Annotated in this window: 22 protein-coding genes; 15 read left to right on the top strand and 7 right to left on the bottom strand. The window is 43.9% G+C overall.

Annotation, left to right across the window (positions count from 1 at the left end; genetic code table 11):
• Positions 1-822 (bottom strand): RibD family protein, encoded by an 822-nt coding sequence (locus OZ401_RS09740; protein ID WP_341468035.1) that lies wholly within the window; start codon positions 820-822, stop codon positions 1-3.
• Between the two features lie 365 nt (positions 823-1,187).
• Here OZ401_RS09740 and OZ401_RS09735 point away from each other — a divergent pair, with 365 nt between their 5' ends.
• From OZ401_RS09735 to OZ401_RS09705, 7 genes are all read left to right on the top strand, one after another.
• Positions 1,188-1,595 carry a globin domain-containing protein gene (locus OZ401_RS09735; RefSeq protein WP_341468034.1) on the top strand — a complete coding sequence of 136 codons (408 nt, stop codon included), beginning with the start codon at positions 1,188-1,190 and terminating at the stop codon, positions 1,593-1,595.
• A 322-nt stretch (positions 1,596-1,917) separates the two neighbouring features.
• Positions 1,918-3,000, top strand: a complete 1,083-nt coding sequence (locus tag OZ401_RS09730; RefSeq protein ID WP_341468033.1) for an ABC transporter ATP-binding protein — start codon at positions 1,918-1,920, stop codon at positions 2,998-3,000.
• A 22-nt stretch (positions 3,001-3,022) separates the two neighbouring features.
• Positions 3,023-4,147 (top strand): ABC transporter ATP-binding protein, encoded by a 1,125-nt coding sequence (locus tag OZ401_RS09725; RefSeq protein WP_341468032.1) that lies wholly within the window; start codon positions 3,023-3,025, stop codon positions 4,145-4,147.
• A gap of 373 nt (positions 4,148-4,520) precedes the next feature.
• The gene (locus OZ401_RS09720) at positions 4,521-6,386 is read left to right on the top strand and encodes an ABC transporter substrate-binding protein (protein ID WP_341468031.1); all 1,866 of its coding nucleotides are present in this window, start codon (positions 4,521-4,523) and stop codon (positions 6,384-6,386) included.
• 190 nt (positions 6,387-6,576) lie between these two features.
• A complete protein-coding gene (locus tag OZ401_RS09715) occupies positions 6,577-7,512 on the top strand; it encodes an ABC transporter permease (protein ID WP_341468030.1) in 936 nt (311 codons plus the stop codon).
• Positions 7,513-7,540: 28 nt separating this feature from the next.
• On the top strand, positions 7,541-8,494 hold the full coding sequence (locus OZ401_RS09710; RefSeq protein ID WP_341468029.1) for an ABC transporter permease: 954 nt from the start codon (positions 7,541-7,543) through the stop codon (positions 8,492-8,494).
• A 56-nt stretch (positions 8,495-8,550) separates the two neighbouring features.
• Positions 8,551-10,248 (top strand): ABC transporter substrate-binding protein, encoded by a 1,698-nt coding sequence (locus tag OZ401_RS09705; RefSeq protein WP_341468028.1) that lies wholly within the window; start codon positions 8,551-8,553, stop codon positions 10,246-10,248.
• A 1-nt stretch (position 10,249) separates the two neighbouring features.
• Here the strand turns inward: OZ401_RS09705 and OZ401_RS09700 are convergent, their stop codons facing one another.
• The 3 genes from OZ401_RS09700 to OZ401_RS09690 form a co-directional block, all read right to left on the bottom strand.
• Positions 10,250-10,918, bottom strand: a complete 669-nt coding sequence (locus tag OZ401_RS09700; protein ID WP_341468027.1) for a DedA family protein — start codon at positions 10,916-10,918, stop codon at positions 10,250-10,252.
• 55 nt (positions 10,919-10,973) lie between these two features.
• Positions 10,974-11,831, bottom strand: coding sequence for a hypothetical protein (locus OZ401_RS09695; protein WP_341468026.1), 858 nt, complete (start codon positions 11,829-11,831; stop codon positions 10,974-10,976).
• A 131-nt stretch (positions 11,832-11,962) separates the two neighbouring features.
• On the bottom strand, positions 11,963-12,997 hold the full coding sequence (locus tag OZ401_RS09690; protein ID WP_341468025.1) for a DnaJ C-terminal domain-containing protein: 1,035 nt from the start codon (positions 12,995-12,997) through the stop codon (positions 11,963-11,965).
• 390 nt (positions 12,998-13,387) lie between these two features.
• Between OZ401_RS09690 and OZ401_RS09685 the strand changes: the two genes are divergently transcribed.
• Positions 13,388-13,729, top strand: coding sequence for a lactate racemase domain-containing protein (locus tag OZ401_RS09685; RefSeq protein ID WP_341468024.1), 342 nt, complete (start codon positions 13,388-13,390; stop codon positions 13,727-13,729).
• A complete protein-coding gene (locus OZ401_RS09680; RefSeq protein WP_341468023.1) occupies positions 13,716-14,543 on the top strand; it encodes a carotenoid biosynthesis protein in 828 nt (275 codons plus the stop codon). The genes OZ401_RS09685 and OZ401_RS09680 overlap by 14 nt, the downstream gene beginning before the upstream one ends.
• Before the next feature lie 15 nt (positions 14,544-14,558).
• Here the strand turns inward: OZ401_RS09680 and OZ401_RS09675 are convergent, their stop codons facing one another.
• Entirely contained in the window at positions 14,559-16,034 is a 1,476-nt protein-coding gene (locus OZ401_RS09675) for a cryptochrome/photolyase family protein (protein WP_341468022.1), read from the bottom strand.
• A 258-nt stretch (positions 16,035-16,292) separates the two neighbouring features.
• Here OZ401_RS09675 and OZ401_RS09670 point away from each other — a divergent pair, with 258 nt between their 5' ends.
• The 4 genes from OZ401_RS09670 to OZ401_RS09655 all read left to right on the top strand — a co-directional run bounded on the left by OZ401_RS09670 (position 16,293) and on the right by OZ401_RS09655 (position 21,399).
• Positions 16,293-17,648 carry a class I SAM-dependent methyltransferase gene (locus OZ401_RS09670; RefSeq protein WP_341468020.1) on the top strand — a complete coding sequence of 452 codons (1,356 nt, stop codon included), beginning with the start codon at positions 16,293-16,295 and terminating at the stop codon, positions 17,646-17,648.
• Positions 17,645-18,844, top strand: coding sequence for a glycosyltransferase family 4 protein (locus OZ401_RS09665; protein ID WP_341468019.1), 1,200 nt, complete (start codon positions 17,645-17,647; stop codon positions 18,842-18,844). Before OZ401_RS09670 ends, OZ401_RS09665 begins: the two co-directional genes overlap by 4 nt.
• A gap of 303 nt (positions 18,845-19,147) precedes the next feature.
• Positions 19,148-20,200, top strand: coding sequence for an alpha/beta hydrolase (locus OZ401_RS09660; RefSeq protein WP_341468018.1), 1,053 nt, complete (start codon positions 19,148-19,150; stop codon positions 20,198-20,200).
• Positions 20,201-20,874: 674 nt separating this feature from the next.
• Positions 20,875-21,399, top strand: a complete 525-nt coding sequence (locus OZ401_RS09655) for an arsenate reductase/protein-tyrosine-phosphatase family protein (RefSeq protein ID WP_341468017.1) — start codon at positions 20,875-20,877, stop codon at positions 21,397-21,399.
• A gap of 12 nt (positions 21,400-21,411) precedes the next feature.
• On the opposite strand, the gene OZ401_RS09650 is transcribed toward OZ401_RS09655, so the two are convergent.
• Positions 21,412-21,870, bottom strand: coding sequence for a hypothetical protein (locus tag OZ401_RS09650; RefSeq protein ID WP_341468016.1), 459 nt, complete (start codon positions 21,868-21,870; stop codon positions 21,412-21,414).
• Between the two features lie 111 nt (positions 21,871-21,981).
• On the bottom strand, positions 21,982-25,869 hold the full coding sequence (locus OZ401_RS09645) for a PAS domain S-box protein (protein ID WP_341468015.1): 3,888 nt from the start codon (positions 25,867-25,869) through the stop codon (positions 21,982-21,984).
• Between the two features lie 145 nt (positions 25,870-26,014).
• Between OZ401_RS09645 and OZ401_RS09640 the strand changes: the two genes are divergently transcribed.
• The gene (locus OZ401_RS09640) at positions 26,015-26,179 is read left to right on the top strand and encodes a hypothetical protein (protein WP_341468014.1); all 165 of its coding nucleotides are present in this window, start codon (positions 26,015-26,017) and stop codon (positions 26,177-26,179) included.
• A 63-nt stretch (positions 26,180-26,242) separates the two neighbouring features.
• The gene (locus tag OZ401_RS09635) at positions 26,243-26,590 is read left to right on the top strand and encodes a hypothetical protein (RefSeq protein WP_341468013.1); all 348 of its coding nucleotides are present in this window, start codon (positions 26,243-26,245) and stop codon (positions 26,588-26,590) included.
• Positions 26,591-26,660 lie beyond the last annotated feature (70 nt).

Genomic DNA, 26,660 nt, shown 5'->3' with positions numbered 1-26,660 from the left:
CTAGCCGTACTGTATTTTATATCGTAGAAATAACTCGCTCTGGTTGCGATAGATTGAGAGCAAATCCAGTTTTAGAGCCGCCGGGAAGCCAGTTTCTTTCCCATTAATGATAGATAGCTTACCACCTCCTAGCAATTGAGGAGCGGTGGTCAGGAAAAACTCGTCACCAAACCTATGTGATAACAAGGCATAATTCAAGGTCGGTCCGCCCTCTACCAACAAGCGTTTAACCCCTAGTTGGGAATATAAAATATCTAGCATTATTGCCAGATCAGGCTTTCCTTCTGAATCCAACTCTATCCTGAAAACCTGCGCCTTTTCTTCTAGCCATTTTAGCGACTTAGCCCCTTCTCCTAAAAAAACCACCCGCGAATCGCGCCCCGCCCACCAGAATTTTTTATCCTGCGGCAAGTTCCCATCACTGGTTAACACACAGCCTAGCGGTTGGGGCGAAACTGGAAAGTAGCTTGCGCGCTCTTCCGCCAGCCAATCCTTGACCACCGGCAGAAAAGGGTCACGCCGGAAAGTGGAAGCGCCGCATAAAACCGCATCTGCAGCCGCCCGCAATTTGTACATCAAGGTTCTGTCCATTTCCGAACCAAGCCCCTCCGCGCTATCCTCTCCAGTAGTGGCATGTCCATCTACGCTGCTGACCATGTTGAAATAGATATAGGGGCGCTTCAAGCTTTTAGCAGAATATTCAAAGCTTACCCCCTCAGTGGGAAAAGCCAATTCAGGAAGAGAGTAAATCGCTTTTGGTTCGATTTCTGAATATCGGCTACTATTTAAATGGCTAAAAACACCTTCCAAAATTAATCTCATTTCCAATGCTAAAATAATAGTAATTACTCACTCCCTAACCCCCTCAAGGGGGAAAAGAGAGATGGGTTCAAGGGGACACTCCTTGCAACCCCGGCAGGGATTTCCCTGCACCCTTTTTCGTTCAAACGACCTGTATAATCACACCTGAGATTTTAGGCAACCTGCGCTTACCCGTCAATCTGTCTCTCCTTTGATTTTGGGATTAACTACCCATTATCGCTTTTCTCCGGGTAAATCAAAAACGTAGGACGCTTCGCCATTACAGCATTCTAACTTACCGCAAAAATTCCCTAGCATTGTAGGATGTCCGCAACTACTTGCAAGAACAAAGTAGTTGCATTTTGAGGCTACAAAAGGTAAAATATATGTATATGGAAGAACAACAAACAACAATTTATGAACATTTAGGTGGAGACGAGCTTTTCAAAAAACTGGTGGATGCTTTCTACGCCAGAGTTGAAAAAGACCCATTACTGCGCCCAATTTTCCCTGAAGACCTTGAACCGGGCAAAAAGTGGCAATTTCTATTTATTACTCAATATTTCGGCGGACCTTCCCGCTATATAATAGAGCGTGGTCATCCTCGGCTACGTATGCGCCATATGACTTTCCTCATTGATGAGAAAATACGAGATGCATGGGTTAACCATATGCTTGCGGCTCTGGAAGAAGTAGGCATACCCGAACCTTTTAAATCAGAAATGCGCCAGTATTTTGAAGAAACCGGCACTTCTATGATTAACCTTGATTATCATCAATTCCACCAGAAATAAACATCGTATTTTTACGGCAATATTCCTACTTTAATACAATTTTCATGAATGTTTGCGTGGTTATAATCAATAATGTATAATCTAGCCAAGTTCTTTCAGTGATGCTTCTGCCCGTTAGATATGCGTGAAAAATGAATTGGTTATCAGGCTGATGAGAATTCTTGCCATCAGGTTAATCTATTTTAACCAAACGTCTGAGTTTCCAAGTTATCTATACCGTTAAATAACCTCTCAAAGGTCAGTATAATACGTCTTTTACGCACTTAAAATGTTACTGTTTTTAGCAATATTTTAAAAGCTACATAGAAAGTGTGAATCAAGAATGCCCCCACTACTTGAGGTGAAAAATCTAAAAACCTACTTTACTACTCGTGATGGATTGGTAAAAGCGGTTGATGATGTTTCATTTACGATAGATAAAGGTGAAACGTTGGGTGTGGTGGGTGAGAGTGGCTCAGGCAAAAGTGTTACCGCTTTATCTATCCTGCGCCTCATACCTAACCCACCCGGTAGGATTGCCGGTGGTGAGATCTTATTTGAAGGGCGAGATCTCTTGAAGCTTTCCGATAGAGAAATTCGGAAAGTGCGGGGTAAGGATATTGCGATGATATTCCAAGACCCTATGACCAGCCTTAACCCTGTATTGACAGTTGGACGGCAGTTGAGCGAACCCCTCATAACGCACCTCGGACTTACCAAAGAACAAGCGCGCAAAGAAAGTATTGATCTTCTCAAGATGGTGGGTATCCCAAATGCGGATGAGCGCATAAGAAGCTATCCACACCATTTTTCCGGCGGTATGCGCCAGCGTGTGATGATCGCTATGGCGTTGGCTTGTCGCCCTAAATTGGTAATAGCCGATGAGCCAACCACCGCACTGGATGTTACTATTCAGGCACAAATTCTTGAGCTACTGAACAATTTAAAAGAAGAATTCGGCACAGCAGTGATGATTATTACCCATGCGATGGGTGTTGTAGCTGGTATGTCCAACCGCATCCATGTTATGTACGGTGGTCATATTGTAGAAACTGCCACAGCCGAAGAACTGTTTGATAACCCTCGAATGCCCTATACTATGGGATTGCTCAAATCTATACCCCGGCTGGATGAATCCAGAAAAGATAAATTGCATCCGATCAAGGGTTCGCCCCCCGATTTGTTGGATTTGGGTATCGGTTGCCCCTTCTTGCCGCGCTGCGAATACTCGCTGGAGGTTTGTGGAAAGCAATTGCCGGAATTACGCAAAGTCGATACTATAAACAAGTTGGGTATCTATACCCCCGGAAATACTAACAGCAAGTTGGAAGTAGCTGAAGGCGAAGATTACGAGCAGCATTTGATTGCTTGCCATGCGGAAGTGAAAATGGGTGATGCAGTAAGGGTGGAAGCCACCGCATCCTAGCACAGATATATGGAACCTGATAATGGAAGACAAAAATAAAGATAACAGTAACAAGTCACTAAATATTGAGGCTAAAGCGGTGAAGTCAAAAGCCGATGGTAGCGCTGATGCCGGAAGTGTTCCACCCAATTCAGATATTTTATTGAGTATTAGAAATCTGAAAGTTCACTTTCCAATCACGCGGGGTATTATTTTCCAGCATAAAGTTGGAGCAGTTCGCGCTGTCGATGGTGTTAGTTTTGACGTGAAGCGCGGCGAAACGCTTGGCTTGGTGGGTGAATCGGGTTGCGGAAAAAGCACTACCGGGCGCGCAATTTTGCGTTTAAATAATCCTACCAGTGGTCAAATGTATTTTAACGGTGAGGATATTACCCTTATCAAAGGTAAAAATCTCAAGCAAATGCGCCGCAATATGACCATGATTTTTCAAGACCCTTACGCTTCACTTAACCCCCGCATGACTGTATCCAATATTATCAGTGAGCCGCTGATCATACATGGGCTGGCAAGCGGTAAAGCCCGTCAGGAAAGAGTCGAGCAACTCTTGGAACAGGTGGGTCTTAGCAAATATTTTACCAACCGTTACCCGCACGAGTTTAGCGGTGGGCAACGCCAGCGCATTGGTATTGCACGTGCGCTTGCTGCCAACCCAAGCTTTATTGTGGCAGATGAGCCGGTTTCGGCGCTGGATGTTTCAATTCAGGCGCAAATTGTGAACTTGATGGAAGATTTACAAGCCAAATACGGCTTGACCTATCTGATTGTGGCGCACGACCTTTCGGTAGTGCGGCATATTAGCGACCGGGTAGCAGTAATGTATCTGGGCAAGATAGTTGAATTGTCAGACCGCGATGAATTATATTATCGCCCTTCCCACCCTTACACCGTCGCACTTTTGTCGGCTGTGCCAATTCCTGACCCTAAGATAGAGAAGAAGCGACATCGGATTATTCTGACCGGAGATGTACCAAGCCCGGTAAATCCCCCAGATGGTTGCCGTTTCCATACGCGCTGCCCGCTGGCTCAAAAGATATGTAGAGAGGTAGAACCGGAGTTTCACGACATCGGTGGCGGTCACTTTTCTGCTTGTCATTTTGCAGAAGATGTAGCCAGTGGCGCTGTCAAGGTCACTTCGGCTAAACTTTAATCGGTACATTACAATACCCTGCAGCTTCTTAAGTGTGGAAAGCTTGCCATGACCCACACTTGAGAAGTTATAGATTCATGTATGACTCTATGCCGGGAGCTAGAAATATCCCAATATAATTCCTATCAAACAAAAGTTTTATTTGAAAGTTTAAGACTATGGTCGCGTATTCTTTGCTAAAAAAAATTTCTGATGTATAATGCACTAATCTCTTCGCGTTTTATGCCCACTTCGCTGTGCCGAACGCTTATAATTCGGCAAAAAGCAGGTAAATTGATACAAAAACCTGCAAATCGTTACTAGTTTATTTTACCGCAAACCCGGTGGATTACTTTGTTTGCCGAGAATGCGTAACAGAAGGAGAGACTATTTCATGCAGAAGCCCAAAAAGCTATATGTAGCCGTGGCTTTGTTCATGGTGGTAACCAGCCTGCTGGCAGCCTGCGGTGACAACACTGCTACTCCAGTACCCGCTACTACAGCTGCTGCCACCAAAGCTGCAACCACCGCTGCTGCCACTACTGCCGCTGCGACCACTGCCGCTGCCACTACTGCCGCTGCCACTACTGCCGCTGCTACTACTGCCGCCGCCACTACTGCCGCTGCTACTACTGCGGCTGCCGGTAGCGACTATGTTTTGAGTCCCGTAAAACAGGTAACTCCTCCGGCTGCCTCCAAGGGTGGCAATTTCTCTGAAATTATTATGGCTGAGTTGCCCTCTGATGTGCACCCCTATCCTAGCGCTGCCACCAACTCCGACACTTCGTCGGAAATTGGTCATTTTATCTGGGGCGGTTCACTGGCTTCTTTCAGCTACGTTGACCTGAAATGGCACCTTGAAGCTGCCAAGGACCTGAAAGTTAGTTCTGACTTCAAGACTTTCACTTGGACCCTGCGCAGTGACCTGAAATGGAGCGATGGCTCGGCTATCACTGTGGACGACTATCAGTTCGCTTATGATAATGCCAGCAAGAACGATAAAGCTAATCCGGATAATGACTATGTAGGTATTGAAGATCTGCAACGCACCACTTCTTTCAAAACCGATAGCGCCACCGGTACTATTATCCAGACATTGGATAAGCTTTACCCAAGTAGTCTAGCATTAGCATATTCTACTCTGGTGACTCCGGTTCCCAAGAAGGTGTGGGATGGCAAAACTTGGTACGACCCGACCAAAAACCCCGAAATGAGCAAACCGACCGTAACCTCCGGTCCTTATATGGTTGCAAGCTTCGATCCCAAGGCGGCGCTGGTTTTGAAACCAAACCCGAACTGGTATCGTGGCAAGGCAAACTTTGATCAATTTACTATAAAACCGGGTTCTGCTCAGATCGTGCTGGAAGCAGTCAAGACCGGGCAGGTTGATTGGGCGGAGAACATTCCCCCGGCGCAGTATGCTCAAGCAAAGGCTGACCCGAGCTTGGATGCTCAGGTGGACTGGCCGATTGTTAACAGCAGCTATCGCTACATTGAGTACAATACCAAGCATACCCCGATGGATGACAAAGCCTTCCGCCAAGCGATAGTTTTCGCGTTGGATAAGGACAACCTCCGCAAGGTTGCCGAGAATGGCTTGGGCACCGCCGTAGCAAGTTGGATTTTACCCAATGACCCGTTCTATAACAAGAGCCTAAACGACTACAAGTACAGCCTTGACACCTCCAAGAAGTTGCTGGCAGATGCCGGTTACAAACTGGATGGCGGCAAGTTGTTGGGTAAAGATGGCAAGCAGATTTCTCTGACCGTAATCTTCCCAACCAGCTCTAACCCTCGCAAATTGATTGCCACTTACCTGCAACAGCAGTTAGCGCAATTGGGTATTGATATCAAAGTTGACGGCAAGGAATTCAATGCCTATTTGCAGCAATTAACCAAGACCAAAGATTGGGATATTTCTCTATCCGCCGCTGGTGGTGGCTATCCTGACCCGGACTCGTTCCGCACTAGCATCACATCCGATTCTACTCAGAACAATTCCGGCTATTCCAACAAGACTGTGGATGATCTGTTCAAACAGGGTATTGTCGAACCCGACACTGCGAAGCGCAAGGTTATCTACGATCAGATTCAGAAAATCTTGAATGACGATGTACCGATCTCGTTCCTGTGGACTTTGCCTAGCCCGAATGCTTTTGCCAAGAAGGTAACCGGTTACTTACCCTTTAGCAATAGCACCTATGCGTGGGAAGATGAAACTTCTCTGCCCTCGTCATTGCGCTGGTACTTCCAGAGCTAAAATTGGTTTGATACAAGGGTTTGCTGTTTAACGCCCTTGTATCAAAAACTTACTACTGGTCTTTCCCGAAAGGGTTAGACCAGTGGGGTTTATAAATACAATAAAATCAAAGTGGAATAATTTAATTGTTTGTAAAATTCGTAAAGAGTTAAAACTAATACTTGGCTAAGTAGAATAGAAGCAAATAAGTATGCGCCGATTTATAATCCGAAGACTTCTCCAATCAGTTTTGTTACTCTGGGCAGTTATGAGCCTGACTTGGCTATTAGTGGCAACTGCGCCCGGTGGTCCTGAGTTAATTTTGGCTCAGAACCCAAAAATCACGGCAGAACAACGTGCCAATATCCGAGAATCTTATGGTTTAAATAAACCCCTGTATGAGCAATACTTTATCTGGATGGGGCGGGTTGCCACGCTGGATTTCGGCAGGTCTTATACCAACCCCAGACCGGCTATGCAGGTAATCGGTGAGCGCATTTGGCCTACCATGCAACTGGGCTTTTTCAGCTATGTAATCGGTATGCTAGGTATTCCTTTGGGCGTTTATGCCGCCAAGCATCGTGGTAAAATGAGTGATAATTTAATTAGAGTCATCACTGTGGTTGGAAGTTGTATGCCGGTGTGGTTTCTCTCACTAATGTTCATCCTAATTGCGGCTAATACTATTCGCTGGTTCCCGCAGGGTGAAGGTAAAGATAGTGTAGGGGCTTGGTTCCTCCATCTGATGATTCCGTCTGCCTTGCTTTCCGTTGGATTTTTGATTAGCTTCACGCGCTTTGTGCGCTCGGAAACGCTGGAGGTACTAAACCAAGATTACGTCCGAACCGCTAACGCCAAAGGTCTGGAAGCCAAGAAAGTTGACCGCTGGCACGTGTTCCGCAACTCTTTGGTGCCAGTAGTAACTTTATTGGGGTATTTCTTGCCCAGTCTTTTCAGCGGCGCAATTATTACCGAAACGATTTTTAACTGGCCCGGAATGGGGCGTTTATTTTATCAAGCTACGACCGGACGCGATATGCCTGTTATGTTGGGTATAACCTTTATTGCCAGTGTTGCAACTATTATAGGTATATTCCTAGCCGATTTAGGCTATGGTCTGGTTGATCCGCGCGTTAGGTATGAATAACCATTAATCACGTATATAGAAAAGTATTATGAGCCAAACCACAACAAGCAAACTTAGTGAAACACCGCCGAATCTAGCCTTGCAAAAGCGCCGCAGGTTGGATTCGCAAGGGTTTTTTGCCGCCTCCTTCTCACGGTTTTTCCGCGACCCGCTCAGTGTAATTGCTCTGGTAATCTTTGTAATTATAACTATTATCAGTTTTAGCGCTCCTTTGATTGCCGATAATATTTTGCATCAAAAGCGCGATACAATTGACTTCGACTTGCTTGCCCAAGGCTTTCAACCGCCTGTCCCACCCGGTACCGCCGGACATTCGCTTGGTACTGATGAATTAGGGCGAGACATGGCGATGCGCTTAATCTATGGCGGGCAAGTTTCTTTAAGTGTAGGCTTTCTGACTGCCTTTATTTCTATCTTTATGGGAACAACCTTGGGCTTGCTGGCAGGTTTCTTTGGTGGAATTATTGATGACCTAGTAAATGCGCTGGTTCAAATCATTCTGAATATTCCAAGTCTGTTCCTTTTGATAATCTTATCTTTGATATGGAAGCCGGACGTAATCAGCCTCTCGTTTATCATCGGGGTTATAAGTTGGGTAGGAGCTACCCGTATTGTACGTGGTTCGGTGCTTAGCTTACGCAACTTGGATTATGTGGATGCCGCAAGAGTGGTTGGGGCAAATAATTTCCGGATTATATTAGTGCATATCTTGCCGAATGTGGTTTCATTGATGCTGGTGCAAGCTGGTTTTGATGTGGTAGGCGCAATGTTGAGTGAAGCCGGTTTGAGCTATTTGGGCTTTGGTATTAGCGTACCTATTCCTAGCTGGGGCAATATGCTGACCGACTCGCAACTTTATTTTACTTCAGCGCCTTGGATGGTATATCTACCTTCTGTGGCTATATTCATTACCATTCTGTGTGTGTACCTCGCCGCCGACGGTTTGCGCGACGCATTTGACCCACGATTGAAAGGTAGATAATAAGTTAAATGTTCTTGAGCTTGCACAGGGGCGGTTTAAAAACTGTCCCTGTCTTTATGTCCTTATGCTTGACCCTTGCTATTATCTTAAGTGCATGCAGTGATGAATCTACCAGTAGTAGCGTCGGTACTACTTCTACCTCTTCAAGCGTGTTAGCGCCCCCACCTACCAATGACTTGCTTAAAATCCCTACTATTCCAGTACGTACCGGAATTAGCGGAGGGACTGTAAGTGGGGCGAAAATCAAAGAAGCCGATACTTTACATTATTATAAAACTACTAACTCAACCAGTTTTGAGTACCTGAGTTTGCTTTATGCTGCTTCCTTAACTCGCCGCAATCCCTTGACGTTGGCGCTTGATAAAAATGCTGCAGAAAGTTGGACGAGCGATTCTGCTACTTCCACCGTTACCTTTAAGCTTAAAGCAAGCTCAAAATGGAGCGATGGGCAACCGATTACTGCCGATGATTATGTGTGGACTTATGAGCAAGCCCGCAAAGCTGAAAACGGCTGGTATTACGCTACAGGCGCATTCTATCAGGCTGCTAAAAGCGGTTCCGAAGGCATAGAAAGCTATACCGCTCTTGATGCTTCAACACTTGTGATTAAGCTTCATTCCGCTACTTTTGATATGGTTACGCGGGCTGATGTTATCGAGCCTCTGCCAAAGCATATTTGGGAAAAACTGGATTGGAATAACCCGGCAAAAAACCCGGAAATAAACAAGCCCAGCGTAGTTAGCGGACCTTGGCTCTTAAAAGAGTGGAAGCAGGGGGAATATATAACCCTTGTCCGCAATCCAAACTCTAGCCTTTATCCCGTACCAACCTTGGATAGTCTCACCATAAAGATTGTGGCGGATAGTCAGGTTGCTTTGCAAAAGTTAAAGAACAATGAATTGGATTTTTATAGCCCTGAAACAACCAGCTTTGCTTCATTTGAGAATCTTTCAAATGTGCAGAGCTATCGCTGGACACCGGGACGCGCCACTTTCCATTATGTCGGTTTTAATTTCAGAAAGCCTTATTTACAGGACATAAAGTTGCGTCAGGCGTTGGCGTATGCCACCGACCGTTCGGGCTTATTAGCCACCACAGGGGCAGGCTTAGGACGGTTACAATATTCAGATGTGCTTCCATGGCATCCCTTCTATCAAGAGCCTTCGCAAAAGTTCGCTTATGATTCTACTAAGGCGCTCGACTTACTCAAAGTGGCAGGGTATAACGCTTCCGGTACAAAACTGGTTACCCCGAATGGCACCGACCTTTCAACTTTGAGGCTGGCTTTTAACGCGCCAAGCCCAGTCTATTCCTCTTTCGCCCAATCGCTAAAACAGTCTTACAAACAGTTGGGAATTAACCTAGAGTTGCAGGAGTTGGATTTTAGCAGCTTTGTAAAACTACTCCAGAACCCAAATAGCAATTACGATTTATTTCTTGGTGGTTGGCAAACCGATTATGACCCTGAGAATTTCGGGGAAATCTGGGCGAATGTGCCGGAATTAAACAACGGTGCGTATCGCAATGATAAATTGCTGGATTTGTACCGGATGGCGCAGTTGGAACAGGATTCAGGCAAACGCAAGGCGTTGATGGCTCAGATACAGCAAATTGAATCTACAGACTTACCCTATATCTATCTTTACGCTGAATTAGGCTCGATTGTAATTAATAAGCGGGTCGGTGGCATTGCACAAACCTATGTGGGTGTCTCTGCTAATCTTTATACCGACTGGTATTTGCTAAATCCTTAAATTACCTGTGTGTCAAAATTTCCGGCTCATCTATGGGAATAGGTACAGGTATTGGTTCATCTAGCTTTACATAAAGTTTGTTTTGTTTTCGGCGACGCTTTTGCCAGACGAGTATTCCGCCAAGAATAGTTGAAATAAATACAACTGCGGCAAAGCCATTTATTAGCTTGTTTAGCATTTCAAAACTTTGCCCTAACAGGAATCCGAGTGTGAGGTTAGTTACCGACCAGATTACCAAACCACCGATGTTTGTGAGAGCAAAACGCCGGAAATGAATCCGCGTTATTCCAGCCAGATTACAACCCCAAACGCAGATAAAAGGCAGGTAGCAACGAATCAGCATTGCTTTGTTACCATGTTTATTAAAAAGCATCTCCGCTTGTGAGAAACGTTCAGGTGTAATAAACAGAAAACGCCCGAACTTTTGAATCAGGTATCTGCCCCCTTTTAGCCCAATCCAGTAGCCGATAAACCCGCCAAGAGTTCCGCTGACGATTGTAAGCACCATTACCAGCCAGAAATCAAAATAGCCTGCTGCCGATAATGCGCTCATCGCCAGCGCAATGGTTAGACCCGGCAAAGGCACGCCCACATTTTCCAGCATAACTACAGCGAAAAGGATTGCATAGCCCCATGGCGCTAAATTTTGAAGAAAAACTTGATATTCCATGTTTGTTACTCGAACTACTTATAAGAAATAAAACACTAGCACAATTTAAACAATCTTAGGGATTTAAAACAGTGATCTTCGACACATCCAGGCTGAATCTCATTAAACCAACAGGCTTGCCTTTTGGCTCTTGAGTGAGCGGTTCATCGGTGATAATTAGGCGCGCATAATTTTGAGGGCTGAAATCACCGGGAATTGTATCTATCATATTTAGGCTGATAGACAAGGGGCTAAAAATAGCCAAGACAGTGTAATCTTCTGGAGCGGGATTCTGAACTTTTTTGATGGCATACAGAACCATCTGTCGCTCTTTCCCTACGCTACCGTTAAGTTGGCGGGTACTCAATGCCCATAAGCGTGCGCCGCCAACATGCAGATAAGCTTCTGCTTGTGGCACAGGGTCAACATTGTCGAATTTATAGGTTGTAAGTTTCGATGAGGTTAATAGTGTTATCAACGCCGGATTCTGTCCGCTTTGATCTTGCAATCGTACGTTAGCTTGTTGTAGGGCATTCACTTGCCTGTTCAAATCGAATATTGAAATAGCTAACCATAATAGTAGAGGTATGGTAAAGAGGAGAACAATCAAAGCGGCAATTGCGCCTCTACCGAGAATAATTTGACGACCGGGTTTAGCGACAGCTTGTTGTGAGCCTGCTAACTCTGGCGCACCTTCCATTCGTGCAACCGTCTCGCTATCTTCTGTATCCACAAAACCAAAGAATTTATTGGCGCGGGTCATTGCCGAGGCAATGCGGTTGCCGCCTCCTCTTGAAGCGATACCGGAAGCAACTTTTAAGGGCATAATGTCATCCGTCTCCTCACCCGATGTAATAGTTTGATCGGGTGGAGTTTCGGTAACTTCATTATCTTGTTTTTCGCTGTTATTTTCAGCCGGATTAATCTTTTCCATATAATTGATGATAGCCCAGCCTTGATTTTAGGTCAATGAAGAAATGGTAATGCTATTAAAGGTTAAAGAAAAAGATATAAATCAAAAAGAGGGGTGTTTCCCCTCATTTCCTTGAAAATTGTATTTTCTGGTTAGTCTGGTCGCTGCTCTTTTAACTTTCGGAAAAGCTCTTTTTCCTGAACAGTAAGGTTGCTTGGCAACACTACGGTAAGTTTGATATACAAATCTCCTCTGACACCGGGTTGGTTCAGGATGGGGATGCCCTGCCCGCTCAGACGGAAAACTTTACCGTTTGGTGTTTCTTCCGGTATATTCAGGATGAATTTACCGCCTTTAAGCGAGGTAACTTCTGCCTCACCACCAAGGATAGCGGTGTAAACCGGAATATTAATGCTGGTGTGTAGATCATTGCCTTTGCGCTCAAACTGCGGGTGTGGCTGCACATGTACTTTGAGAAATAGATCTCCACGCTGCCCACCGCCAATTCCAGCGCCACCTTCACCCGCAACTCTCACCCGACTACTTTCCTCAACGCCCGCCGGAATTCGTACCTCTAAACGCTTGGTACGCGGTACAATGCCTAGCCCGGCGCAATTGGAACAACGCTGACCGCTTCTCAAGCCTGTACCGTTGCACAGGTTACAAATATCGCTCGATTGAATTTGTAACTGGCGTAGTGTACCGTTATAACATTCTTCGAGAGTCAATTCTATTTGCTGTTCCCGATCTTCTCCTTTTTGAGGACGGGCTGCATAACTTCTGGGGTTTGCACTTTGATTGCCTTGATTGAAGGTTGTAGTATTATAACCCTGACCCTGTGGAGGTTTGTTGCGGGTTTTACCGAAGATTTGGTCGAAAATATCACCGAATCCGTTATCTTTGGTGTTGTATCCGCTGCCACCCGACCAGCCTGAATATGAGCCTGCTCCGGCTTTATCATATTTTTCCCAATCAGCGCCCCATTGATCGTATTTGCGGCGTTTCTCGGCGTTGCTTAATACTTCGTATGCTTCGCCTACTTCCTTGAAACGCTCCTCTGCCTGATTATCATTGGGGTTGACATCAGGGTGATATTTGCGAGCAAGCCGTCGGTATGCACTCTTAACATCTGCTTCAGTAGCGGTACGTTGTAATTCTAGAATTTTATAATAATCTTTGGATGCCATTCGGATGTGTTCTTATCCTTAACAAATGTAATTATTTACTCCCCTGCTCCCTCAGGAGGGGAAAGAGAAGGAGAGGAGTAATAGGGGACACCCCCTAGACCCTGCACTGGAGTTGCTACCCCTGAGAACCACGCTGAGTTGTTAATAACAAATATATTATTTCTCAGTCTAGCATTTTACCATAATAGTGAGCAATAATTCTGTGTTAGATTTGTGTTAGATTTCTGGTATGCTCAATTACCTACACCTGAACTTTACCTTAACAGTTTATATTGATTTGGAGGTAAACAAAGTCGCTATAATATTCACAAAATAGCTGGAGTATCTACACGAGTTGTCCAATTTCATTCAGTGGAGTACCTACAGGTTTGAAGAAGAGCGGGAGAATAGATGAGACCGGTTACAATTAAACTTGCATATGGAAAAACAGGGCTACCAGAGGCTTTACCGGAAGAAAATCTTGCCATTGTCGAACCACAATTTATACCCGGACTCGCTGACGAGCGCGTTGTCCTTATAGATTCGCTACATTCGCCGATACACTCGAATTCCTTAAGCGAAATAGTAGCTCTTGTGTTTTGTGATAGCACCCGCCCAATGCCCAATAACCGAGTTTTACCGATGGGTCATACCAGTTTTGGAGCCGAAGCGTGGGTTTGTACCGAATATCTGAAAGCCGATGTCAATGTGCTAACTGGTATCCTAGAGGGAGCTACGGTTGAAATTATATAAATATCTACTTCTGGCATCATTTAGTTGCTATTGTTTGGTTTATCCGGGATCAATCTTTCAGCTTGTAACAAATCAAGTTTCGGCAGATCAGGAGTGGATGGCAACGGCAATGCTGGTAGATGTTGGCATAGTTGCGCTGTTTTGGTTAGCGGTAAACTACGATTTCAAGAAAGCATTTTTTTCCGGGATAGCTTTGCTAGGTCTAGGCTTTGCCGTTGAAACATTGGGAGAAACTACCGGATTTCCCTTCGGTTCCTATGTTTATACTGATGCGCTTTACCCTAAACTCTGGATTGTTCCTATTGCTATTCTCTTTGCATGGTTGATGATAATTGTCTCTTCTTATTTTACCGCTCGCCTTATCTTGTCATGGGCGAAACCCGGCGCTAGCGTCCATACTCTGGTTATTTTCACTACCTTACTGACTGTCTCAAGCGATTTATTGATGGAGCCGGTAGCATTCCATGTGCATGGTTATTGGCTATGGACTGGCGACCAGAATTCCGGCTACTATGGTGTACCACTATCAAATTTCATAGCTTGGACGGTGATAAGCTATATAATGGTATGGGTTTTGATATATGTTATAAGAGATAAAAAAATCGTATTTCCAATTGAAATATCCCCACTCCGGTATCACTTTATACCACCTATGCTCTACTTGATGAATCTAATGATGTTTGCCTCGCTCAATATCAGCAACCAATTTTATCTGGCAGGGATAATCGGCATTGCAGTAGGTTTTCCATGCTTGTTTTTGCTGTTGCGGGGCGTGGCTTTGCGGTTGCCGCTCAAGCCTCGTAATATTACCTAACTCAGATTCAGAACTTTATTGGATAATCGGTTTTGCGCCTGCCTTTTTAAATGCGGCAAGCGTGCGTTCTCTGGCTAAAGTATGCTCTATAATAGGTGTAGGGTAATCCTTGCCGATAATACAACCCAAGTATTCCTGCATAGCACGAGGCATTTTCCAAGGTTCATGTATATATTTGGTTGGTACTTTTGCCAGTTCCGGCAAATAGCGACGGATAAAATTGCCTTGTGGGTCAAACTTTTTGCTTTGTGAAATTGGATTGAAAATGCGAAAATAAGGCTGGGCGTCTGTTCCGGTAGAAGCCGACCATTGCCATCCGCCATTATTTGCCGCTTTATCTCCATCTACTAGCATCTTCCAGAAATACTTTTCCCCCTCGCGCCAGTCAATCAACAAATGTTTGGTTAGGAAACTTGCAGTTATCATTCGCAAGCGATTGTGCATCCAATTCTCGCGGTTTAACTGGCGCATTCCGGCATCTACAATCGGATAACCGGTTCGCCCGTCTTTCCAAGCTTGTAAATCAAGAGAGTTTTTACTCCACTCTATCGCCTCGTATTTTTTCTGAAATGCCCTCTTAGACACCTGCGGAAAGTTCCATAAAATCTGGTGGTAGAAATCACGCCAAATCAGTTCACTTATCCAAGTGTCGCAACTATCCCTTAAAGCTATGCGAGGGGCGCTTTCACGTGCGTTAAAGGCGGTTCGGTAGCATTGCCTCACAGAGATTAACCCAAAGCGTAGAAACGGCGATAGACGACTGGTAACGCCTTTATCAGGATAGTTTCGCTGTTCGGCATAATTCTCGATTCGGGCTATGCTTTCATCGCCATTGCCTGTCTTTTCACCTGCCCATTGCTTTAGACGATCAAGTGCAACTGAGGCGCTTGCAGGTAAATACCAAGCTTGTTTAATCGGACTTGGCGGTAATTTCAAACTTGTCAGGTTGCGAATGTCTTCGCTCTGGTAGCGCAACAATTCATAATTTGTTTCAAACTCGGTTAGGTCAGCGCTTAAAATGCTTTCAAGCCAGCGCCTCTTATAGGGGGTAAAAACGGTATAAGGTGTACTGCTTCCCGATACAATTTCAGCTTTTTCAAAAATTACTAGATCTTTAGCGGTTTTAACGGTATAGCCCTGCATGTGTAGTTCGCGCTCAATCTTCTCATCGCGTTTACGGGCAAAGGGGCTGTAATCTTGGTTAAAATAGAGGGTCGAAGATTTGCTTTCTTGCATTAGCTTTGTTAGCTCTTGAAGTGGCTCGCCTTGCCTTATAATTAAGCTGTTCCCATATTTTTCAAGTTCCCAAGCAAGGTTTTCAAGGCTACTAAGTAGTAAAGATAATCGCGCTTCTCCCGTATTTACATTATCAATTATGGTAGGGTCCAGAATGAACAGGCAAACTACTTCCTGAGATTCCCTTAACGCTAAATTGAGGGCAGTATTATCTTGCAGGCGTAAATCACGCCTAAACCAATGTATTGAACGCATATACCTCCAGCTTCTTAGCTTAAAAATATAGCATAAAGTGATGTAATAAGAATGGAAGAAATAGGGCAGAATCGGCGATTTATGCTAGCATAATCAAAAAATCAGAGGAATCACCTATAATTATCCTGCGAGACAGCAATAAAGTTTTGACATAGCTGAAAGCGAAAGGTATCATGTATAATGCCTCTCGCCAATAGTATCCGGTCAAGAGGTTATACGCGGCTTGTTTGAAACTTTTGTGGAAAGTTGTAGCGACTCTTGATAGATAGCGAATTGCTCGATTTGGTGCGCTGCCCTCAATGTATCGAAAAGGCGTTGGCGCAAGGAAAAGTTGTTGACCGCGAAATTGGTCGCCTTACCCTGCGTTATGGGCGAATTCAATGTGGGAATTGCGGCACGGAATATACTGCACATAATGACAAAACTCCCTCGACGGATGGGGTAGGTTGGGCAACCAGCGCACTTGCGCCGGATGACCTTGATCTTTTGCCAAAACGTGGTTTCTACCTCAACTTAATGCCCAGAAATAATTTCGAGCAAAATACTCGCTACCTTGAAGAAGAATTTGAGCATGAGATTGATCACGAATATATCAGCTTGCCTTGGCTTGGGGCGGCGGTACGCAATGATTTACTTCGCAAAATGCTCAAGCCTTCCGGGGCTGATATCGCGTTGGAAGTAGGTTGTGGCAACGGCAAGTTCTGTTATTGGAATCGCGATAGATTCGGGACGGTAGTAGGTTTAGATGCCGCGCCTTTATTTGCAGAACAAGCGCTGGATGAATTACCCCTAATCAGGGGTGATGTGCGCTTGCTGCCCTTTGCACCGGAGAGTTTTAACAAGATTTTCAGTATTGATTTGCTCGAACATTTGCCTGCCGATGGTATCGCTCCATATTTCGCTGAATTAAATCGGGTTCTAAACCTTGGTGGTCAGGTTTTTATCTTCTCAAATACTCGTGAAATGGGTAAGCTTGCTCCTGTCATCAAGTTGGAGAAGAAAGTAGCCAATTTTTTTGCACGCAAAGGAATATTTGATTTCAAGCGCGATGAATTACGCAAGAGTGACCATATAAAGGCAATCCGTACCTTTGATGAATTGGAAGCGGCTATTAAAGAGGGCGGTTTCAAGCTTGAAAGAACTGTATTCTGGAACGGCGTGTTTCAAGGTCTGGTTGATAATGTAATTGTAAAAGCAGGCGAATACCTGTTGCGCAGACGTGTAAAAAGACGAATTGAACAGCGCACCAATGCAGCGGAAAACTCCAATAGTAGCGCCGCAACTCGGTTGGTGGCAGGGACAACCGGAATTAGCCCGGATTGGGCAGATGGCGGCAAGCCACGTATGTCGGAAGAAAAGTTTCTACAGGATAAAAGTCAGGTAGAACTTGAAGCTGAGAAGGTTGCCAGTGACACTGAGCAAAATGCGGCAATCGATCTAGCTATTCGCAAGAGTTTGAAACGCTCTATGGATAAGCGCACTTCTAACACTTATATGCTAATACTGAGAGTCCTTACATTTATGATGCGCTTGGATATTTGGTTGTTCGGGAAAATGCGCACCGGTCCCTATTTTATTCTTATCCGCAAGGTAGGAACGCCGGGTAACCGATGAAAATCCTGTATGTTGCCAGCGCGATTGTAGCGCCGGGTAGCCATGGCGGGGCAACCCATGTGGTAGAAGTTTCTCGCGAACTGGCAAAGCTTGGTCACGAAATACACGTGATCTGCGCCCGCCCTAACCGTAAAGAGGCAACAAGAATCACATTGGGGGTAGAAGGCGGTTCACCGATTGAGTTTTATCGCCATTCCCTGCCGAAATTTACGGCAATCGCCCTTTACCCGCTTGTTAAAAAGCTGGCGAAAGCGCTTAAGCCTGATCTAATAATGGAGCGGTACTATAATTTTGCCGGTTCCGGCATGTTATTTGCTTCTCGCCACCACTTACCCTCGTTGTTGGAAGTAAATGCCCTAATACTTGACCCGCTTTCCAGTCCCAAGCGTCGCCTTGACCGCGCCGTATTTTTCAATCGTCTGAAATGGTGGTCGGAGAAACAATGCTTCTGGGCTACGCGCATTATCACTCCTTTACATACAACCATACCAGCTGCTATTCCTCGCGAAAAAATTATAGAGCTTCCATGGGGTGCAAACGTTGATATGTTTAACCCGACACGGATTAAGCCAAGTGAGCAAATTCGGCTGAGACAAGAGCTTGGTATTCCAGAAAAGGCACATGTGCTTGCTTTTGCCGGTAGTTTCCGGCACTGGCATGGGGTGGAAGTGTTGCTAGAAGCGGCAAAATTGGCAATTCCGCAGGATAAAGACTTATTTATTTTGATGCTAGGTGGTGGTCCTCTTTTTGAACATATTCAAAAAGAGGTAGTTGATAGCGGTCTTACAGAAAGAGTAATACTAACCGGGGCAATATCTTACCAGAAAATGCCCCTGTATTTATCTCTGGCGCATGCCGGAGTAGCCCCCTTTGATACTTCGAAACACGCCCCGTTACGAGAAGCCGGTTTTTACTGGTCGCCGCTGAAAATATTTGAATATATGGCTTTAGCTTTACCCTCAATCGTACCCGATTTCCGCCCACTAAATGAAATCATTCGGCAAGGTCAGGAAGGCTTGCTGTTTCGAGAAGGTGCTGCAAAAGACCTTGCCCGCGCTATTCTAGAACTATTATCGCCTGATAATATTTTAGAGCGTGAGCGTATGGGCGTTTCTGCCAGAAATCGGGTGGTTGAGAGCTTTAGTTGGCGATCCCACTGCTTATGTTTGGATGAAGTAATAAAACAGCTCGTATAATTTTCCGAGTAACAATTCAGCTTGACCATTTGCAAAGCCTCTTACAAACTGAACCATTTTCGCACAAAACTGGCGAAACGGTCATTTCAAGTACCGCCTGTGCTTGGCTTTCTGTCAAAAGCGCATCCGCCAAATTAAACAAAGCATCACTGGTGTAGGTGATGCATCATTTGTACTTTCCTTGTAATAAAATGAAAAACCTTACATGCAGTTTACCTATATTTAACATTATGGGATTTTAATAAAATTATAAGATGATTTGGATTCGTATTTAGAATTTTATTTTTTAGGATATTTTTAATAATGAGAAAGACCCTAGCTGTTGGAACATTAATATTAGTAACAATAATAATCTCGCTGGTTATTCTAACCGCTTGCTCTAATAAAGTTGTATCTCCTATAACCGATTCACAACTGGACGACGTATTAATACCTAAGGATACAACTCAACCTAGTCTTCAAAATATCAGTACTCCAGAGGCAGTTCGTAATATCCCGTTAGCTGTAACAACTAGCTCTGTTAATGCTACTAATCCCATTATTACAGCACCACCTAATGCAATTCCGTTTGACTGGGGCTCCGCACGCGGCAAAGTGTGGGATCAGTATTTTTATAGCTCAATTCTGAGCAAGCAGATGAGCTATCGGATTTATCTGCCACCGGATTACTACAAATATCCTACCCGCCACTACCCGGTACTATATATGTTGCATGGTCTTTCTGGCACCTATCAGGAATGGGTGGACTACGGTTTGCTACCTACCGCCGATGATATGATACAAACGCGGCAGTTAAATCCTTTTATCATTGTTTTACCGCTAGGTGAACAAAGTTACTGGATGAACCAGCAAAATAATGGTCCGCGTTGGGGTGATTATATGGTGCAGGAGGTGGTGCAGCATGTTGATACACACTACCGAACTCAGGCAAACCCTCAAAACCGCGCAATTGGTGGTCACTCGATGGGCGGACATGGCTCGCTCCAACTTGCCTTAAACAATCCGGACATTTTCGGAATTGTTGGCGCACATAGCCCGACTCTTCGAACATTGGATCAAGCCTTGTATTTCTTCAATGATCCAAAATATTATCCTACGGTTGACCCTGTATCACTGGCGCGAACCAAGAATATCTCCAGTTATAAAATCTTCCTAGATATTGGAAACGCTGATACCGACTGGCTGCCTCGTTTTGAAGAATTCCGCGATTTATTGATCTCCCGCTATGCTAACCTTGAATGGCATATTTGGACTGGCAATCACGGAGGCGATTACTGGATTGCGCATGTCAAAGATTACTTGAACTTTTATGCCAATGCCTTTGATGTATATCAATATCTTCGTAACACAACTTAGGCAGGGTCAAAAAATCAGACAATTGGCAGGATTGACTAGTTTGGCACACTTTAAAAACCACAGCATAAGAAAAGAACATTTTACTAAGAGCAGAAAATGAATCTCTATAGAGATAATACGCTCAAATTTATAGAAATAACTCTGCCTATTTGACTTGAATCAACGAGGCTGGGGAAGACCCTTTCTTTCTTATTATCGCTCAACAGTGTACGTTTTTATAAATTCCACCCAAAATGATATAGTTCTTATCAAATTATTCAACTCCTGATTTATTACCACTCTATATATAGAATCTTTAGATAATAATTAGAAAATATTTAACCATAATAGTTAAATTGTGTATAACAAGTGTAGATTATATATAGAACCGAACCACTATAAATAAATTAATATTAATGCAAATTTCCCATATTGCTACTTTATTTCTATTTAAATAAGAACTATAATAGTAACAAGGAGATATAAAGTTCACTGGTGTAAAAATACTACATCTTTTATAATACTGCCTTTGATATATCCCACACCTGACTAATTTGCGGCATGTTATTTAAATATCCTTTATTTAGCTTTTAAAAATCTGACTGTGATGGCTTGTTGGTTCAATTTCCTATGGCTTGCGGAGGAGTCATTGGTATTTATGCAGCTTAAAAACACATAAGTACCTGTTAAAAATTATGGGATTAGAAAATAACCAAACCCCCAAAATTGTGCTAGTGGTATGTAATTCTACACTTTCGTGTTCAATGTTAGCAGGTGTTTTTCTTCAGGATATGATAGAGCGGAATAAACTGAAAGAGCGGATCAACCTCATTACAACCGGGCTTAAGCAGGCTTCTCACAAGAAATTTCTACCGGGTGTGGTTGAATATGTAATGAAGAATTATAGATTCGATCTAACTACCTATGAATCATTGCCCATCAATCTTCAGTATTTGGAACAAGCTGCGATTATTCTAGTTATGGAGTCAAAACAGACAGTACAATTAGAAGCTCAATATCCGCTCGTAACGGGAAAAATCAGACTTTTTTCAGAATTATCTGGAAAGGTTTTTGATCTAACAGAGCCTGTGGCTCTAAATTGTGAGTCTCTAGCCTTACATATAGAACGCATACGAGAAATCGTTTTGACTGGTACAAACAGGCTATGTAATTGGTTGGATATGCCGTTTGTTGAGTCGAATATAATATATGCTTATTAAAGGTAGCTATAATTATTCCTTGACTGGTTGGTTTGTTGCCGAATAACGTCGATAGAATCGTCCCCACAATTGGCTTGCCCAGATTATTCCGGCAGACGCCATTAATATTCCACTGGTAGCCATACTAACAGTAGCCAAGCCTTCATCCAATTTGCCCAGTCGAAATAGTGGCTCGAAAATAATCCTGAGTATTATACCGATATTGACCAAGCCATAGGCTAAATAACCCAATCGCTCATTATAACCAAACGGCTGTTTTGGGGTTTTACGACGAGGCAACAGCCAAAAAGCTATTCCTACCGCAAATTGGACAAACCATCCGACAAAAAGAATATGGGCGTGTGTCACAGTCCAAGCTCCGTACCAACTTGCCCCCTGTGCTTCGCCAATCATTAAAACAGCCCCCAAAACAAATCCAGAAGCCAGATATAAAAGCGCAGTTCTACCCATCAATTTTGTCAAAGGATCCATCGGTCGTATTCCCTTCTATGGTTAATTCTATTTCAAGTTGCATTTATTAGGTTAAATTTCGCCCTAGACTTGATATACTATGCGTTTCACTCATTATGTATGTGCACTTTTCTATGATAAATCAGGTATATAAAGTGTAACAGTTGTACCTATATTGGGTTGACTTTCAAGGCTGATGCTGCCACCGTGAAACTCGATTGACTGTTTAGCAATTGCCAAGCCAAGTCCGGTACCAGAAATAGCTCCTACATTACTGGCACGATGAAATGGTTCGAAAAGATGTTTTATATCCGCTTCAGGTATTCCGATGCCTTCATCTCTGATTTGTAAAAAAATAGAATCGCCCTGCTTTTTTATGCTGATATAAATCGTTGTGTTAGGGTGGGAATATTTCAGTGCATTGGAAATCAGATTGTTTATTATCCGACTCATAAGCGTTCTGTCCAAGTTTAGCAGCAGCGGAGATGTTTCACAGGTGTAACTAAAGGTATGGCTGATATTCGGTCTACTCTTGAATTCTTCAATTATTTCATTGCAGAAAGCGTATAGATCAGTGGCTACTGGCTTAAACTCAAGGCGATTCGCTTGGATTCGGGACAAATCGAGCATATCTTCTATAATATTTGCAAGATACTTAACTTGCCTCTTTATACGATTGAGTTGCTGCTCGATCTCTTGCTCTTCCATTTTTTGACGGTAGTTGTCTAGAATTTCAGCAGCAAGCAAAATGGCTGTCAGGGGTGTGCGGAACTCGTGTGAAGCCATTGAAACAAAGCGCGATTTAAGTTCGTTTAATTCCTTCTCCTTCTCAAGCGCTTGCTGTATCAATTCTTGGGTGTGTTTTAATTCACTGATGTCATGGGTTATGCCCACCAACCCTATAATTTGACCACTTAAGTTTTTCAACGGTATTTTGGTGGTGGAAGCCCAAATGATTGCTCTATTCAAGCTCAGGGATTTTTCTTCTCTATTTATGATTGGCTGACCGGTTCGGTATAATTCTTCCTCATCTGCATAGTATTTTTCGGCAAACTCCGGCGGGAATAAATCAAAAACAGTTTTGCCTACAATCTCAGAAGGAGAGGCTTTGCCGAGTAAGCGGGCATGTGCCACATTATCTAGTATTATGCGGTGTTCCGTATCCTTGACGTAGATATAGTCCGGCAGGTTATCGATTAAACTGCGTAGCAGGTTTCGTTCTTCTGCCAACGCCTCTTCCACCTCTTTGCGCCTAGTTACATCACGTGAGATAGTAATAATGCTCACTGGTTCATCAGTTTCTTCCGAGTAGCGGGTTTGTCCCCCAGTTTCCAACCAGATATAGTGCCCTTCTTTGTGTCGAAAACGTGCTGTCATCGGATTGTAACTTGTACGTTTGACTCTAGCTCTGGAAAATGCAGCTTCTAATTCATATAAATCAGCCGGATGAATAAATTCTATGGAAGATTTTCCCACCAGTTCTTCCGGTGCATACCCAGTCAACGTTTTACTCGAAGGCGAAACATAGGTATATCTTCCATCCGGTGAGATTACTGCCACCATATCGGTGATGTTATCTGCCAGTAATCGGTAACGCTTTTCACTTTCATGGATGGCAGATTCGGCAAGTTTACGTGCGGTAATGTCCCGTACTGTACAAATTAGTAAAGGTTGGTCAGACTTGTTTCCGATTACTGGCGCAATTCCTAACTCCGCCTCAAAGTAATTTTCTGCACTACCCTTTACTGAAACTTCGAGACGCTGAATCTTGCCGCTAAGCAAAGCCTCTTTGAGAGCCTTATCCAAGGCAGGGCGATCAGCCTCGTCTGTAAGAGAAACCAATTTCTGTTTAGTATTGCTAATACCAAACAAAGCGGTAGCTTGTGTATTAGACAGTTCAATCTCAGAGTTTGCCCCAATAATTAGGATTCCATCGCTACTGCTCTGGAAGATTGCTTCGATGCGGTTGCGAGTCTGCTCTAGGTCGGCAGTACGCAAAGCCACATTTTCTTCCAATTCGGCTGAATATTCTAGGATTTTACGGTTCATGCTGGCATTAGTAATTCCAATCGCCAGCACATCTCCAATTTCAACGGCAATACTAATAAATTCTTCGCTAAAGAACGCTTTGTCGCTTGAGAGTAGCATTAGAACCCCGATAAGCTCATCACCTGCTTTCAGCCCAACATATAGCATTGAGGTGAAGCCTTCTTGATATAACTGTCGTGGTATTGCAGCAGGATAGTTATCGAGTTCAGTACGAAGTATGAATGGGTTAACTCGTATCAATTCGAGAAACTCAGAATTGATAGGATAACTTTTACCGGGTAACACGCTCGTTTCAAGTTGAGACCAGCTATGAATCGGGAAAAGGGAATTATCAGTCAGATCAATAGAAGAAATAGTGGCACGTTGGCAGGGCACTAGCCTAATCAGTTGTTCAATAGCCAGTTTCCCAAGTTCCTCAACGGTTTTAGCTGCCAATATTGCTTCACCAATGGCGTTCAATCCTTCCAGCCGCCAGGCGCTGTGGCGAAGTTTTTCTTCTACTAACTTCAGATCGGTTATATCAGAGGAGTTGATTAAAGCCAGAATCGGCTGACCTTCTTTGTTTCGAACTGGCTGAATACTGGTACGATACCAATGAACCGCACCGGGTATTCTAATAGGGGTTTCATTGATTATACCCTGACCGCTTTGGAGTACCTGCCGAATATTTGCAAGCATACTGGTTGCATTTTCCGGTGGAAATAATTCAAATACTCCTTTCCCAATAGTTTCAGAAGGTTTTGAGCGCATTTGTCTAGCGCCCATTTCATTTAGAAAATGCAAGCGCCCTGCCCAATCTATCAGGGCTATAATCGAATCGCTGCTTTCGATGAGACTGCGGTATAATTCTTCGCTGGTACGTAAAGCTTCTTCCAGCCGTTTGGTTTCGGTGATATCTCTGATGCGTAAACTGACAAGCCCTTGTGCTTTTTCGTCATAAAATAGTTGGGAAGTCGCATTGGTTAAAATCTTCCTGCCATCTTTGCGTATTAAGGTTAATTCACCGGTGGAATAACCAGTGGCAGCATGTTTTCTGAGCAACTCCAACTTAGGTTGGTCGGTTTTATCTACAAGAGTCTCACGATCTAGCGCACAGATTTCTTCTTTGGTATAACCTAGCAGTGTACAGGCAGCAGGATTGACATCAATAACCCGACCATCCGCAGCAGTGAGCATTAAGCCATCCACGCTGTTCTCGAAAACAATCCGGTAAAGTCTATTCTTTTCGCGGGCATCTATTTCTGCCTGTTTTAGGTTGGTAATGTCCCGTCCGATACACTGAAATTCAACAATTCCCTCGTTTTCGTCAAAGAGCGCCCGGTTAGTCCACAATAACCATTTCATTGAACCGTCTGGCAAAACATGACAATCCTCTGAAGAGCCTACCGATTTTGTGGGGTTAAGGCTTTTGGCAAGTGCCTCCATACGAACGCGGTCTTCTTCAGTAATAAAATCCAGAATATTCAGCCCGATCATTTCTTCAGACAGGCGGTTATGATATTGACCGTAAGCGCGGTTCACATAGGTGAGCTTGTAGTCTGGGGTGAAGCGGAAAACTAGATCAGTCTGGATATCAAGAATCTCGCGGTATTGCTTAACTTTGGCTTGTATTATTTTTTGTTGTGTACAGTAACGTTCACATACAAAGTGGAGAGTACGTGTCAACAGGGTAGGGCTTAATTCTGATTTAATCAGACAATCCATTGCGCCTCGGCGGATAGCTTCGAGGGCTTCTTCTTGCTGATTTATGTTGGCAAGCAGCACTATCGGTAAATTGGGGAAACGTTGGTGTAGTTGGTCAAAGGTGTCAATACCTTTATAATCCAGCGCTTCCATATCCAATAGTAATATATCGGCTTCTGCATAAGCTTGCCCACTTGTTAGCCAAATAATCTCAAAAGTGGTGGTTGCTTTCGCAAGCGCATTGGTAATGGTGAAATTACCACTTTCACCATTTAGTAATATCCTCATAACTGTTTTTTGCTATGTCAAAAAAGTATACTTAAGACAAGTTCGCTTATTATAACCTATAGCACGGATCTGCGTAAAATTTAGGTCAAAGTCAAGTGGACGAGCTTTTAGGACAAGAAGGGGCTTTCGCCGAGAACAAACGCAAATGAATCAAGGACAGCCAAGCGATTGCGGACTACTTGCCCACGACCCCACACACAACAATCCAGCCGAACTGGGGGCTAGACAGATGGTGCGTAAACGGGGTGTAAGTTTGTACGCTATTTGTTATCGCCAATGGTCTCTTTATTCCGGTCACATTGACCCATAATAAGGTAAAGGTTATAATGATTTCAGCGTACTGTTCCAAATTCTAAAGCCTATCAGGAGAGTTATGAGCCAGAATCCTAATGAAGAAAAAGCCCTGGCGCCTGTCACTTATGTACCGGGCGGGCTTAACCCTAGTGTGGTAAAAGCGAATGCTAACCCGGCGCAAACAAATGAGAACCATCCGTTTTCAGCCGGACTGAAAATGAACGAAGTTATGCACTATCAGAACTTCTTTACATTCCCGCTTGATACCGAAGGTAACATTTTCGACGCGATTACCTATTTTAGTGAAGCGGAAAATCGAAATCGCTACACCTATGAACAACAGCAATTAATTATTAGCCGCATTGTACGCGCAGCAATAGATTTCGAGATACCGATTGAGGGCGTGCGCGAGAAATTACAGAGCTAGAGATTTATTCTCTGCCTATCTCTAATCACGGTTGCAGGAGGACAATTTACTCCTGCAACTTGATGTTTTT

The sequence above is a fragment of the Candidatus Chlorohelix allophototropha genome, assembly GCF_030389965.1.
Taxonomy (GTDB): domain Bacteria; phylum Chloroflexota; class Chloroflexia; order Chloroheliales; family Chloroheliaceae; genus Chlorohelix; species Chlorohelix allophototropha.
The sequence above is the reverse complement of the archived record's forward strand: the minus strand, read 5'-3'. Positions and strand labels throughout refer to the sequence as shown.